Raw genomic sequence first — 14,352 nt, 5'->3', positions numbered from 1 at the left:
CGCAGGTAGGTTCCCGCGATCCGGACCGGCACGCAAAGGCAAGGCATCATGTTCCAGAGCTTCGATTCCGCAAGCGACCCGACCACCGCCGCAGCCCGCATCGCCAAGCTGCGTGAGTGGCTTGCGGCGCATGATCTCGACGGCTTCCTCGTGCCGCGCTCCGACGAGCACCAGGGCGAATATGTCGCGCCACACTCCGAAAGGCTGCGTTGGCTGACGGGCTTCAGCGGTTCGGCGGGCGTGGCCATCGTGCTGGCTAGCCGCGCCTTCATCTTCGTGGATGGCCGCTATCAGTTGCAGGTGCGCGAGCAGGTCGATCTCAATATCTTCACCATCGAAAGCCTGATCGACAATCCGCCTCCATCCTGGATCGAGGACAATCTCGCCAAGGGTGCGCGGCTCGGTTTCGACCCTTGGCTTCACACTGTGGGTGATATCGCAGCGCTCACCAAGGCCGCTGAAAAGGCAGGGCCGACGCTTGTTCCGCTCGACCGCAACCCGATCGACGAGATCTGGACCGATCAGCCCGGGCCGCCGGCCGAACCGGTGGAAATCCACCCCATTGCCTTTGCCGGGGAATTGGCAAAGGACAAACTTGCCCGCCTTGCCGAAACACTGACCCGCAAGGGGGCCAGTCACGCGGTACTGACCGACCCATCATCGATCGCCTGGGCGTTCAACATCCGCGGCGCCGACGTGCCGCACACGCCGCTGGCGCTCGGCTTCGCCATTCTCGCGGCTGACGGCACGCATCGCTTGTTTCTTGACCCGAAAAAGCTGTCGCGCACCGTCAGAGCCTACCTCACGCAGCTTGCCGAACTCCGGGCGCCCGACGCACTGGGAGCCGATGTCATCGACCTGGCCAAGGCCGGCGGCAAGATCGCACTCGATCCGGTGCTGGCCGCTGAAAGGCTGCGTGCACTCGTCGCGGATAATGGCGGCACGGTGATCAGCGAGCCCGATCCGGCCCGCCTGCCCCGCGCTACCAAGAACCAGGCCGAAATCAACGGCACGCGCGCCGCTCATCGCCGCGACGGTGCTGCCGTTTCCAAACTTCTGTGCTGGCTCGACGCGCAAAAGCCCGGCTCGCTCGACGAAATCAAGGTCGTGACCCAACTTGAGGGTGTCCGCCGTCGCGTCGGCGAGGAAACGCAGATGCCGCTTCGCGACGTCTCCTTCGATACGATTGCCGGCGCCGGCCCCAACGGCGCCATCATGCATTACCGCGTGTCGCGCAAGACCAATCGGAAGCTTGGGCAGGGCGAGCTTTTCCTGCTCGATTCCGGTGCGCAATATCAGGACGGCACCACCGACATCACCCGCACGGTGCCGATCGGCCAGCCGACCGAAGAGATGCGCGAACGCTACACTCTTGTGTTGAAGGGCCTGATTGCCATCTCGACGCTGCGCTTTCCAGTCGGCACACGCGGTTCCGATATAGACGCCATCGCCCGCCATGCGCTCTGGCAGCGCGGTCTTGACTATGCCCACGGCACCGGCCACGGCGTCGGCTCCTATCTGGCCGTTCATGAAGGCCCGCAACGTATCGCCAAGACCGGGACCGAAAAGCTGCTCGAAGGCATGATCCTGTCAAACGAGCCCGGCTACTACAAGGAAGGCCACTACGGCATCAGGCTGGAAAACCTGATCCTGGTGACTGCGGCTGAACCCGTACCGAGCGGCGACCTGCCGATGCACCGCTTCGAGACATTGACCCTGGCGCCATTCGACCGCCGCCTGCTGCGGGCAGACATGCTTACAGCCGATGAGCTTGCCTGGCTGAATGCCTACCATGCCCGCGTGCTGGCCGAGATCGGCCCGATGGTCGATGGTGAGACCTTGAAATGGCTGGAACAGGCGACCGCGCCGATAAAATAGCTGCGGCGAATCTTATCCGATGAAATGGCGCAAGACGATCAGGGTCGCGGCGCCGGTCAGGAACATCGTCATCATGCCGCCACGCAACGCAACGACGCCGGCGACCAGCAGCGCGATCAACTCGGCCGGCCCGGCCGACAGTGCTGCCGGTGCCACCAATGTCGTAAGCACCGCCGCCGGCACGGCGTTAAGCCCGGCCTCGACGCGCGGATGGATGTTGTCGAAACGCGACAGCACCAGATGGCCGCCTGCCCGGGTCAGATAGGTCAGCGCCGCCCCGGCAAGGATGATCCAGACTGTCGTGCTCATGGGCGATCGCTCCCTTCAGCCTTTTTGGGCGGCATGGCCACTGCCAAAAGGATGCCGACCATCGCCCCGATCGACACATGCCAAGGCGAGCCTACGAACTTATAGGCGACGATCGAGCCTATCGAACTGGCGACGACGATCGGCAGCCAGAGCGGCCGCTTGCGAAAGCCCATAACGAGACCGAGAAAATAAATAGCCAGGAGGAAATCCAACCCAAGGGCATGGGTGTCCGGAAGCAGTTGGCCGAACATCGCGCCAAGTGCCGACTCGATGACCCAGCCGACATAGATCGCCACGCCGATGCCCATATACCAGGCAAAGGTGACTTCCTCGCCGCGCTCCGCCTTCGTCTCCGCCTCGGCGATCTGCGGATCGGAGAGGAAGAAGAAGCCGACGGCCTTTTGCACGAACGACCAATGCCGAATGCGCGGGCCGATGGCCGCCGAATAAAGAATATGGCGGAAGTTGACGGCGAAGATCGAGAACGCGATCAGCCACGGCGGCAGTTGCTGGCCGAACAGCTCGATGCCGACCATCTGGCTGGCGCCGGCAAAGATCGTAACGCTCATCAGCAGCGCCTCGAAAACGGTGAAGCCATTTTCCAGGGCAAGCGCTCCATAGAGGATGCCGAACGGAAAGAGAGCCACCACCACCGGTAGGGCTATGCGCGCGCCGCGCCAGAACTCGCTGGTTTTTCCACTTTCGGATATCGCTTCGACTGACATGGCTTCTCCGCCGCCTCGGGTCAACTCGATCCAGGCCTTGAACGCGGTTGATTTCTTTAAGCTCAAGCCGAATGCCAACGGGAAAACCGCATGCATTCCGATCCCTTCCGGGAACCAGATTCATGTAGTGCAGCCCGGCCGCCCTGTCCTATGAATTCGCTTGAGCGAGTGATCAGGAGAAATGAAATATCGCGTCGAACCGATCGCTGGCCTTTATGAGCCATTGCCGATCCGCTCGAACCATTGATCCTCGTCGATGACCTCGATGCCGAGTTCGGTCGCCAGTTTGAGCTTCGAGCCTGCGCCCGGCCCGGCCACCACAAGGTCCGTCTTCTTCGATACCGAGCCCGCCACCTTGGCGCCCAGCCGTTCGGCCATGGCCTTGGCCTCGTCACGAGACATTTTTTCAAGCGACCCGGTGAAAACGACGGTCTTTCCGGAAACAGGCGTCGAGACCGCGCCGACCGCCTTCTCGTCGAGCGGTGTAACCTCCTCGAGCAAGGCATCGACCGCCCGGCGGTTGTGATCCTCGGCGAAGAATTCGACCACGGCCGCCGCCACGATCGCGCCTATGCCGTTAACGCCATTCAGATCCTGCCAGGCGGCGTTGCCCTTGTCGCCCTTGTCCTGCGGCAACACGGCCGCCTCGCTCGCCTCGCGAAACGCGGCGAAGCTCACATAGTGTCGGGCGAGCCGCTTCGCATTGGTCTCTCCCACATGGCGGATGCCGAGTGCATAGAGGAAACGCGAAAACTCGATATTGCGACGCTCGTCGATGGCTGCGTAGAGCTTCTTCACCGAAGTCGCGCCGAAACCATCGACATTTTCGAGCTTGGTCAGCGATTTTTCCTGCCGGGCCTTTAGCGTGAAGATATCGGCCGGCGAGCGGATTTGCAGCGCCGGGTCCTCGGAATTGAAAAAGAACGCGATCTGCTTTTCGCCCAGCCCTTCAATGTCCATGGCGCCGCGCGAAACGAAATGGCGCAGGCGCTCCACCGCCTGCGCCGGGCAGATCAGCCCGCCGGTGCAGCGCCGCACCGCCTCGCCTTCCTCGCGCACCGCATGGCTGTCACAAGCCGGGCAGCGGTCGGGAAAGACATAAGGCACCGCATCCGCAGGCCGCTTCTCAAGCACGACGTCGAGGATTTGCGGAATGACGTCGCCGGCGCGCTGGATCAGCACGGTGTCGCCGACACGGATGTCGCGCCCCTCGCGGATGGGCTGGCCGCTGCTGCCGATACCGCGAATGTAGTCCTCATTGTGCAGCGTGGCATTGGTTACCACCACACCGCCAACCGTAACCGGCTGGAGTCTTGCCACCGGCGTCATCGCCCCGGTGCGCCCGACCTGGATGTCGATGCCGGTCAGGATGGTGGTCGCTTTTTCGGCGGCGAATTTGTGCGCCGTCGCCCAGCGCGGGCTGCGCGAGCGAAACCCGAGCCGCGCCTGCAAATCCAGCCGGTCTACCTTGTAGACGACCCCGTCAATATCGTAGGGCAGCTGCGCCCGCGTCGCCTCGATGCTCTTGTAATGCGCAAGAATCCCTTCGATCGAATTGCAGCGCACCATTCCATCATTGATCGTGAAACCCCAATCGGCGAAGCGGCGCACGATATCGAACTGCGTTTCGCCGAGCTGTTCGCTGGTTTCGCCCCACGCATAGGCAAAGAACCTCAGCGGCCGCGTTCGCGTGACCTCGGGGTCGATCTGGCGCAGACTGCCGGCCGCCGAATTGCGCGGATTGGCAAAGACCCGGCCGGTTTCGGCCATCCGCTGGTTGAGTGCGATGAAATCGTCGCGGCGCATATAGACCTCGCCGCGTATCTCGATGACATCGGGCGCATCCTTCGGCAATTGCTGCGGGATTTCGCCGATGGTGCGGATATTGGCCGTCACATTCTCGCCGGTAGTGCCGTCGCCTCTTGTTGCCGCCGTCACCAGCCTCCCGCGCTCATAGCGCAACGACATCGACAGGCCGTCGATCTTCGGCTCCGCCGTAAACACCAGTTCCCGGTCTGGCGGAAAGGCGAGAAATCGCCTGACGCTGGCGACGAAGTCGACAACGTCCGCATCGGAAAACACATTGTCGAGAGAAAGCATCGGCACCGAATGGGCGACCGGGCTGAACGTCGCCGAGGGTGCCGCGCCCACCTTCAGCGACGGCGAATCGGCACGCATCAGCTCTGGGAATCGCGCCTCGATCGCCGCATTGCGCAGCCTCAGCGCATCATATTCAGCGTCCGAGATCGTCGGAGCATCCTCGCCGTGGTAGCGGCGATCATGAGCCGCGATCTCCTGCGCCAACCGGGCCAGCTCCGCTTCGGCCTCCTGGGGAGTCAGCAAATCGATTGATTTGTCTTCAAACGCCATTTCAAAGACCTTCGCTGTGCACCTCACACCCCCTCTCGCCTGCCAGCCATCTCCCCCTCAAGAGGGAAGATCGGCTATGTGTCGGCGCGCGCCAGGTGCAGAACGGGTGGCGACGCTGAAACTGTTGATCTCCCCCCTTGCGGGGGAGATAGCCGGCAGGCCAGAGGGGGGTGGATAAGAGCACGCATTCTGCAGGAAATCCAACGCTCAGGAAGCGCCGGCATTTTCGCGCAGCAGGCGTTCGGCCGCCGCCCTCGCCTCGTCTGTGATGCTGGCGCCCGCCAGCATGCGCGCAATCTCCTCCTGACGCGAGCCGAGGTCCATTTCGGCGATGCTGGTGGAGACCTGCTCGGTGCTGCCGGATTTCGCGATCAGGAAATGCGTGTCGGCGCGTGCCGCCACCTGCGGCGCGTGCGTGACCGACAGCACCTGGACCCGATTGGCGAGCCGCGCCAGACGCTGGCCGATTGCGTCGGCCACCGCGCCGCCCACGCCCGTGTCGATTTCGTCGAACACCAGCGTCGGCGCCGAGCCGCGGTCGGCAAGCGCCACCTTCAGCGCCAGCAGAAAGCGCGACAACTCGCCTCCGGATGCGATCTTCATCAACGGACCTGCCCGCGTGCCGGGATTGGTTCGCACCCAGAATTCGATCTGGTCGATACCTTCCTGCATGCGATTATCGGGTTCGCTGCTGAACTCGACGATGAAATCCGCACGCTCGAGCTTGAGCGCCGGCAATTCCGCCATTACCGCACTGCGCAGAGCGACTGCTGCAGCCTGGCGCAATTGGGAAAGCCGGGCAGCAACCTCGTCATAAGTGTCGCGCGCCGTGACAGCCTGCTTCTCAAGCTGGTGCAAACGCCCTTCACCGGCATCGAGATCGGCAAGGTCGTCGGCCATGGTGTCGCGCAGCCGAGCAAGGTCGTCAACGGGCACATTGTGCTTGCGCGAGGCGGCGCGCAGCGCAAACAGCCGCTCCTCGGCCTTCTCCAGCCGTTGCGGATCGTATTCGGTGGCCCGCAGAGCCGTTTCGACACCGGATTGCACGGCGTCCAGCGACAGCATTGCCTCGTCAAGCGATTGCACGACTTCGTCGAGCAGGCCAGGCACTTCTCCCGCCTTGCGCTGCAGGCGCCTGAGCAGGCTTGCCAGTTGCGGCAGCGGCGAGTTGGCGCCCGACAAAATGTCCTGCGCGTCCTGGATCTCGCTGGCGATCTTTTCGGCCCGGATCATCTGGTTGCGAACATCCGCCAGATCCGTTTCCTCGCCCGGTTGCGGATCAAGCTCCGTCAGTTCGGCCACGGCCGCACGCAGATAATCGGCTTCGCGTGCCGAGGCCTCGACCTTGGCGCGATGACGCGCCAGTTCCTGCTCGCAGCCACGCCAGAAACGCCAGGCCTCGCCGCAGGCCCGCACTTCGCCAAAATGGCCGCCGAAGGCGTCGAGAAGATCGCGATGCGCACCCGCGTCCACCAGCGCCCGTTCGTCATGCTGTCCATGAATTTCGACCAGCGCGCGGCCGATATCGCGCATCAGCGCGACGCTTGATGGCTGGTCGTTGACAAAGACACGTGTGCGCCCGTCCGCCGTCTGCACACGGCGCAGGATGATATCGCCATCGTCATCGAGCGAATTGTCGTTGAGTATCTGGCGGGCCGGATGGTTGCGCGGCACGTCGAAGACCGCCGACACCTGGCCCTGCGCCGCGCCATGGCGCACAAGCTGCGCATCGCCACGGGCGCCAAGCGCCAGCGACAATGCATCGAGGAGAATGGATTTTCCCGCGCCGGTCTCGCCGGTCAAAACCGACAGGCCGGATGAAAAATCAATGTCCAGCCGCTCGATCAGAACGATATCGCGGATCGAAAGCCTGGAGAGCATCGCTCGCCATTCAGCCGGTGATCAGCTTTCCGGCCTTGGACAGCCACGAGCCGGCGTTCTCGCGTGGTTCCAGACCGCCGGTCTGAAGGAGCTTGTAGGAATCCTTGTACCACTGGCTATCGGGGTAGTTGTGGCCAAGCACCGCTGCTGCGGTCTGCGCCTCGTTGGTCAGACCCATCGCGTAATAGCTTTCCGTCAGGCGGGCGAGCGCCTCTTCGATATGACGAGTGTTGGAGTAGTTCTCGACGACGTAACGGAAGCGCTTGATGGCGGCAATATATTCACGGCGCTCCAGATAGTAGCGTCCGATCTGCATCTCCTTGCCGGCGAGCTGGTCGCGCGCAAAGCGCACCTTTTCCTTGGCGTCCTCGACATATTCGGAATCGGGCCAGCGATCGACCACTTCCTGCATCGCCTCGATGGCGCGGCGCGATTCCTTCTGGTCCTGCGTCACGTCGCGAATCTGGCGGAAATAGCTCAGACCTATAATGTATTGCGCATAGGCTGCATCTTCGCTCGACGGATAAAGCGCCAGGTAGCGCTTGGCCGAACCGATCGCATCGTCGTAATTGCCCTGCCGATAATTGGCAAACGCGCCCATCACCATCGATTTGCGGGCATACTCCGAATAAGGATGCTGGCGATCGACCGCCGCGAATTTGCGGCTCGCTTCCTTCAGCCGCCCGGCGTTCATATTCGCCAGACCCTGGTTGTAAAGCACATCGGCCGGTTCGGTCTGCTCGACATAGGTCGAGAGATCCAGATCGCTTTCCTTTGACATGCAGGCCGAAAGCAGAAGCGGCGCGCAAAGCACCGACAACGTCATCAGGGCAGCGCGCGCCGGTTGTCTCGACTGTGCAGCTCGCTGGAAAACCATAATAGGACTCTGCCCTTTCGGATTATACTCGATGGCCGCAGTCATAGACCACAACTGCGCTCGCTCGGCAACGCTATCATCCGGCAATGGCGCATTTTTGTGGCAGTCCTTGCCGCAGCCTCGATCGAACTGTGGATTTGCAGGTCCGAGAAACCGGCCTAAAGCGCCCACGGCGCATTGGCCGGCGCATTGACGGCGATCATCTCGGACGAGCGCCCGCGCTCTCGACGCGTCTCCACGATCTGGAAGGCCGATCCGTCGGACAAAAGTCGCCGCAGGGCAGCGGCGTTGAGCCTGTGCCCGCCCCGATAGGAGCGGAAGCAGCCGATGAAGCGCGCGCCCGCAAGCGCAAGGTCTCCCATTGCATCAAGCAGCTTGTGGCGCGCGAATTCGTTCGGATAGCGGAGGCCTTCCATGTTGATGACGCGCCCGTCGTCGCCGATAACCACCGAATTCTCCAGCGACGAGCCGAGGGCATAGCCGGCGGCCCAGAGGCGCTCGACATCCTTCATGAAGCCGAAGGTGCGGGCGCGCGCGATCTCCTTGCGGAAGGTTTCGGCGTTGATGTCGGCGGCGAAAGACTGGCGGCCGATCGCCGGCGTCTCGAAATCGATCTCCACTTCGAAGCGCGTTCCGACATAGGGCCGGAACTCGGCCCATGACGCGCCGGATTCGATTCGCACCGGCTTCAGAACGTGGATATAGCGGCGCTTGACCGGCAGCATTTCAAGGCCGGCCTGGTCGAACGCTTCGACGAAAGCCGCGGCGCTGCCGTCGAGGATCGGCACCTCGCTGCCGTCGATCTCGATCACGACATTGTCGACCCCGATGCCGAGCAGCGCTCCCATCACATGCTCGACGGTTGCCACGTGGTGGCCTGCGGGATCACCCAACATGGTGCAGAGATCGGTGCTGCCGACTTCCGAGAAGAGGGCGCGCAATTCCCTACGCGCCGCACCCTCACCCGCATACTGGAACACGATACCGGTATCGGCATCGGCCGGCAGGAAGTGCATGGATACAGGTTTGCCGCTATGCACGCCGAAGCCCGAAAGCGTTGCACGCGATTTCAGAGTCGTTTGATATTCGTGCAAATGAATCCCCATGCGCCCGCTAGCTCTGGCCCGGCGCACCAGCTCGACGGAGCGCGGAAAATAACGGCGGGTAGGAACGCCTCCCCGAAGATTCCCAAGCGCCGAGTCGATGTGCATATAAGGATAGTGACGCGCCCGAAAGACTCCAAATCACGGTTTTTTACTCCATGTTACGGGAAACGGCATGCGTATTTCTATTCAAGCTCCTGTTTTCCTTGTCTTTTAACCAAAACGGGCAGGCGCTGAAACGCCCGCCCGTTAATAGCTGTTAAATTCCGTTAACAGTTCAGTTTGCCTGCCTGCGCAGGAAAGCGGGAATCTCCAACTGATCGTCTTCCTGCTGTGCGCGGGCATGAGGCGCGAGCCGGCCGTGCTCGTCAAGCTGGCCGCGACGTGGCGCATAAAGCTGCGGGTCCTGGCTGACGACCCGACGGGCGTCGGGTGCCTGACGCAGCTTCGGTTCGCGCGGTTGTGCCGGCTGCAGGCGGGCGGGCTCTTCTTCACGCCGTGTCAGGCCGTTGGTCAAGCGCTTGAGCAGGCCCATCGGGCCGCTCTCCTGCTCCGCGGGACGCGCCCTGGCCTCTACCGTGGCCTTCACGAGCGGCGGAAAGTCCTCCACGCGGGGCATTCTCGGCTGGGCAGCCACCGGTTGCTGCGGCTCACGCTGCTGTACCGGAGCAGGAGCCGGCGCGGGCGCCGGCGCCGCCATCACTGGGTGCGGCTGGGGAGCTGGTGGTGGAGGCGACTGGAACAGCTTGCTTTGCGGACGAAAATCATCCGCTGGTGCCGGGCGCGGCGCGGCTGCAGCGTTCGATTCGGCCTGGCGGATTGCCTCGGCGACAGGATCGGCCGCGCGAGGCTCCGCGATCTGCTCATGCGTCGGGGCGGCCTGCCGGATGACCGGCTTCTGCGGCGCGCGAATGGCAATCGGGGCGGCCGCGATTTCTGCGGCGGTCTTGTCGATGCCGGTCGCAACAACCGAGACGCGGATGACGCCTTCCAGTTCCTCGTCGAAGGTCGCGCCAAGGATGATGTTGGCGTCCTGATCGACTTCCTCCCGGATGCGGGTTGCCGCCTCGTCGACCTCGAACAGGGTGAGATCGCGGCCGCCGGTGATCGAGATCAGCAGGCCCTTGGCGCCCTTCATCGAGGTTTCGTCGAGCAGCGGATTGGCGATCGCGGCTTCCGCGGCGGCCATTGCCCGGCCCTCGCCCGAAGCCTCGCCGGTGCCCATCATCGCCTTGCCCATTTCGCGCATGACCGAGCGGACATCGGCGAAATCGAGGTTGATCAGGCCTTCCTTGACCATCAGATCGGTAATGCAGGCGACACCCGAATAGAGCACCTGGTCGGCCATCGCGAAGGCGTCGGCGAAGGTGGTCTTGTCATTGGCGAGCCGGAACAGGTTCTGGTTCGGAATGACGATCAGCGTGTCGACGCATTTCTGCAGCTCTTCGATGCCCATGTCGGCCGTCTTCATGCGGCGCTGGCCCTCGAAGTGGAACGGCTTGGTGACGACGCCGACGGTGAGGATGCCCTTCTCGCGCGCTGCGCGCGCCACGACCGGAGCAGCGCCCGTGCCGGTGCCGCCGCCCATGCCGGCAGTGACGAAGCACATATGCGTGTTCGACAGATGATCGATGATCTCGTCGATGCATTCCTCGGCAGCCGCCCGGCCGACTTCGGGCTGCGAACCGGCGCCCAGACCCTCGGTGACATGCGCGCCAAGCTGGATCAGGCGCTCGGCCTTCGACGTGGTCAGCGCCTGCGCATCGGTATTGGCCACGACGAACTCGACGCCGCGAAGGCCCGCCGTAATCATGTTGTTCACGGCATTGCCGCCGCCGCCGCCGACACCGAACACGGTGATGCGCGGCTTGAGCTCGGTGATGTCCGGCTTCTGCAGATTGATCGTCATTGTTCTCGTCCTTTTGCCTTTCCCGCCGCTTCGCCGCTGCGGCCGCCTATGGGGCTGTCCCCGTCAAACTCTAGAAACTCTCTCTCAACCACTGGCCCATGCGATACAATTTCCCCCCGGTTCCGGTCATGCGCATCCTGGAAAAACCGCTTGCCTGGCTGATTTCGAAATCCGCCACCTGCGGGTAGATCAGGAGGCCGACCGCCGTTGCGAATGCAGGCCCCTTCGCTGCCACCGGCAGGCCCGCCACGCCGAGCGGCCTGCCGATACGCACATTGCGCCCCAGAATCCGGCGCGCCGCCTCCGGCAGGCCGGCAAGCTGGCTTGCGCCGCCCGTCAGCACGACGCGCTTTCCGACCGCACTGCCATAGCCCGAGTTGTTCAGCCGGTCGCGCAGCAGTTCCAGCGTCTCCTCGATCCGCGCGCGTATGATCCGCGTCATGACCGAACGGGGAACCTGCAGCGGCACTTCCGCGTCATCCGCGCCGATCGGCTGGACCGTGACGAGGTCGCGGTCGTCCGCACTGCCGGTGAGCGCGGAGCCATGCATCACCTTCAGTCGCTCGGCGTCTTCCAGCCGCGTCGAAAGCCCCTTCGCCAGGTCCATCGTCACATGGTGGCCGCCGATCGGGATTGCGTCGGCATGGACGAATTTCCCGTCCGCGAAAACCGAGAGCGTGGTGGTGCCGCCACCCATATCGAGACACGCGGCCCCCATTTCCAGCTCATCGTCGACGAGAGCGGCAAGGCCACTTGCATAGGGCGTCGCCACCAGCCGCTCCACCGACAGATGCGAGCGGTTGATACAGAGTTCGAGATTGCGCAACGGCGCGGAATCGCCCGTCAGCACATGCATATCGACACCGAGCGTGTCGCCGACCATGCCGCGCGGATCACGCACGCCGCGCTCGGCATCGAGCGAGAACGCCACCGGAAGGGAATGGACGACCTCGCGTTCCGCCTTCAGCGCCTGCTTTGCGCCCGCCGCAAGCACGCGCTTTATGTCGCCGGCGCCCGCCTCGTGGCCGCCGAGATTGATCGTGGCGGAGAACACTTCACTCTTGAGACGGCCCGCCGTCAGATTGACGATCAGGGAATCGACCGTGAGCCCGGCCATCCGCTCGGCGGCATCGACCGCGAGACGAATTGCATGTTCGGCACGATCGAGATCGACAACCACGCCCGACTTCACGCCCTGGGATTTCTGGTGGCCGATGCCGATCACCCGCGCCTGGTGCGTGCGACCGCGCAGCAGGTGGCTTTCCGCGCTCGGCTTCAGACTGGCAACGACGCAGCACACCTTGCTCGAACCGACATCGAGCACGGTGACGATGCCTGAGCGCCTGGCCGAACCGTCCTTTTGACCGCCGAGCAAGCTCATATCCGCTTCTCCGCACTGGCCTTCGGCGCTTTAGCGCCCTCCTTGAGCGACGCCTCGCGGCGCTCGACGGCTTCCGGCGTCAATTGCACGACCAGCCGATCGGACAACCGCATATCGACGGCGGCTATGTCACGCGAAAGCAGGCCCACATCGCGGTCCATCGTCACCAGGTCGGCAAGCGCCTTATCCGCCCCGCGCTCCGGCAGCTTCACGGTGATGCCATTTTCCAGCCGAAGATCCCAACGCCGCTCCGACACGCGGATGTAGCCCTTCACGCGCGCCGCAAGCTCCGGATATTTCCTGACTTTCGCGAGGAAGGCAGAGGCATGGTTCGCCGCGCCATAGCCGATCACCAGCGGAAGGTTGGCGTGACGGCTGTTCGAGAACGGCACGATCACATTGCCGTTTTCCTCGATGACGGCGAGTTGACTGCCATGCTGCCAGATCGCGAAGGGCTTGCGCTCCTCGATCTTCACTTCCAGCGCATCAGGATAGATCTTGCGAACGGACACATCCGTAACCCAAGGCAGCTCCGCAACCCGCGTACGCGCCTTATCGGCATCGAAGCCGATCAGCGAGGTCCAGCCGTCTAGCTCCAGCCTGCCGAGGACGTCGATCTCCGAGGTCTCGTGATGACCGATCACCCGGATCTGATCGACCGCAAAACCGCTTCGGGCAGTGATCGCCTGAACCACCGCCGGCATGTGTCCGCCGACATAAGCGCCGTAGAAACCGCTGGACGCCAGCAGAATGGCCGAGGCGATCGTCGCCGAAAAAGGCGGCGGCGAAAAATCGCCTTGCCCGAGCCGCGCGGCAAGACGCGCAGGACGGCGCAGCCAGCGCGGAAGCACGAAGCCATCACCGGACAAGCCGAGCAGGCTCGAACCGATCGCCCCCGTCTTCCTGACCTGACCCGACTTCAACGCGAACACGAAGCGTCCTCCACCATCCAACTCAAAAGCTCGCCAAACGAATGCCCGGCCTCAGCGGCGATTTCGGGCACCAGCGACGTCGGCGTCATACCCGGCTGGGTATTCACCTCGAGCCAGATGAGCTCGCCATTTTCGGAATGACGGTCGTCGTAGCGGAAGTCCGACCGGGAAACGCCCCGGCACCCAATTGCTTGATGAGCCTTGAGCGCCAGTGTCTGTATTTTTTGGTAAATATTTAGTGAAATTTTAGCCGGACACTCGTGTTTTGATCCACCGGCGGCGTATTTCGAATCGTAATCGTAGAAGGAATGACCGGTCGGAATAATCTCGGTAACGCCGAGCGCCACATCGCCCATCACGGCGCAGGTCAGCTCGCGCCCATGCACGTAGCGTTCCACCATCACCGCGTCGCCATACCTCCACTCCCGAGACGCGATCACCTGCGGCGGATGCGACTGATCCTCCTTGACGATGACCACACCGAAGCTCGAACCCTCGCTTACCGGCTTGACCACATAAGGCGGGCGCATCGGATGCTCGGCCCCGATCGCGAAGCGACTCATCACCTTCGAATCGGCAACGGGGATGCCGGCCGCCCTGGCGACCTTCTTGGCCTGCTCCTTGTTCATGGCAAGGGCGGAGGCAAGCACGCCGGAGTGCGTATAGGGAATGGCGAGATATTCGAGGATGCCCTGGATCGTGCCGTCCTCGCCGAACGGACCATGCAGGGCGTTGAAGACGACGTCGGGGCGCAACTCGGCAAGCACCGAACCCACATCGCGATCGACATCAATTCGCGTCACTCGATAGCCGACCGCCTCGAGCGCATCGGCGCAGGCGTTTCCGGACGAAAGCGAAACTGGCCGTTCCGACGAAAAACCACCCATCAATACGGCCACATGCTTAGTCATAGTCCCGGGCTTCCCAATCGTGCTTTTTCTGAATTGAATCCGAGTCTTCCGGTGGATTGCCCCCCAGACGGAAAAC

The 14,352-nt window shown here is 63.1% G+C and carries 11 protein-coding genes; 1 reads left to right on the top strand and 10 read right to left on the bottom strand.

What is annotated here, in order from left to right; translation table 11 throughout:
• Positions 1-48 precede the first annotated feature (48 nt).
• A complete protein-coding gene (locus ACLKMW_RS00765; RefSeq protein ID WP_415722462.1) occupies positions 49-1,878 on the top strand; it encodes an aminopeptidase P family protein in 1,830 nt (609 codons plus the stop codon).
• A 12-nt stretch (positions 1,879-1,890) separates the two neighbouring features.
• Here the strand turns inward: ACLKMW_RS00765 and ACLKMW_RS00760 are convergent, their stop codons facing one another.
• The 10 genes from ACLKMW_RS00760 to ACLKMW_RS00715 all read right to left on the bottom strand — a co-directional run bounded on the left by ACLKMW_RS00760 (position 1,891) and on the right by ACLKMW_RS00715 (position 14,276).
• The gene (locus ACLKMW_RS00760) at positions 1,891-2,187 is read right to left on the bottom strand and encodes an AzlD family protein (protein ID WP_415722461.1); all 297 of its coding nucleotides are present in this window, start codon (positions 2,185-2,187) and stop codon (positions 1,891-1,893) included.
• Entirely contained in the window at positions 2,184-2,912 is a 729-nt protein-coding gene (locus ACLKMW_RS00755; protein ID WP_415722460.1) for an AzlC family ABC transporter permease, read from the bottom strand. The genes ACLKMW_RS00760 and ACLKMW_RS00755 overlap by 4 nt, the downstream gene beginning before the upstream one ends.
• A 213-nt stretch (positions 2,913-3,125) precedes the next feature.
• On the bottom strand, positions 3,126-5,282 hold the full coding sequence (gene ligA / locus ACLKMW_RS00750) for an NAD-dependent DNA ligase LigA (RefSeq protein WP_415722459.1): 2,157 nt from the start codon (positions 5,280-5,282) through the stop codon (positions 3,126-3,128).
• Positions 5,283-5,489: 207 nt separating this feature from the next.
• A complete protein-coding gene (gene recN, locus ACLKMW_RS00745; RefSeq protein ID WP_415722458.1) occupies positions 5,490-7,163 on the bottom strand; it encodes a DNA repair protein RecN in 1,674 nt (557 codons plus the stop codon).
• Positions 7,164-7,173: 10 nt separating this feature from the next.
• Positions 7,174-8,040, bottom strand: a complete 867-nt coding sequence (locus tag ACLKMW_RS00740) for an outer membrane protein assembly factor BamD (protein ID WP_415722457.1) — start codon at positions 8,038-8,040, stop codon at positions 7,174-7,176.
• 158 nt (positions 8,041-8,198) lie between these two features.
• Entirely contained in the window at positions 8,199-9,146 is a 948-nt protein-coding gene (gene lpxC, locus ACLKMW_RS00735) for a UDP-3-O-acyl-N-acetylglucosamine deacetylase (RefSeq protein ID WP_415722456.1), read from the bottom strand.
• Positions 9,147-9,420: 274 nt separating this feature from the next.
• Positions 9,421-11,052 (bottom strand): cell division protein FtsZ, encoded by a 1,632-nt coding sequence (gene ftsZ / locus ACLKMW_RS00730; protein ID WP_415722455.1) that lies wholly within the window; start codon positions 11,050-11,052, stop codon positions 9,421-9,423.
• 70 nt (positions 11,053-11,122) lie between these two features.
• Positions 11,123-12,433, bottom strand: a complete 1,311-nt coding sequence (gene ftsA / locus ACLKMW_RS00725) for a cell division protein FtsA (protein WP_415722454.1) — start codon at positions 12,431-12,433, stop codon at positions 11,123-11,125.
• Positions 12,430-13,365, bottom strand: a complete 936-nt coding sequence (locus tag ACLKMW_RS00720; protein WP_415722453.1) for a cell division protein FtsQ/DivIB — start codon at positions 13,363-13,365, stop codon at positions 12,430-12,432. Before ACLKMW_RS00720 ends, ftsA begins: the two co-directional genes overlap by 4 nt.
• Positions 13,353-14,276 carry a D-alanine--D-alanine ligase gene (locus tag ACLKMW_RS00715; RefSeq protein ID WP_415722452.1) on the bottom strand — a complete coding sequence of 308 codons (924 nt, stop codon included), beginning with the start codon at positions 14,274-14,276 and terminating at the stop codon, positions 13,353-13,355. Before ACLKMW_RS00715 ends, ACLKMW_RS00720 begins: the two co-directional genes overlap by 13 nt.
• Positions 14,277-14,352: the final 76 nt, after the last annotated feature.

Origin of the sequence: Borborobacter xinjiangensis (assembly GCF_047739745.1) — a bacterium.
GTDB lineage: Bacteria > Pseudomonadota > Alphaproteobacteria > Rhizobiales > Rhizobiaceae > Pseudaminobacter.
Note: the sequence above shows the minus strand (reverse complement) of the source record. Positions and strands in the feature narration are given on the sequence as shown.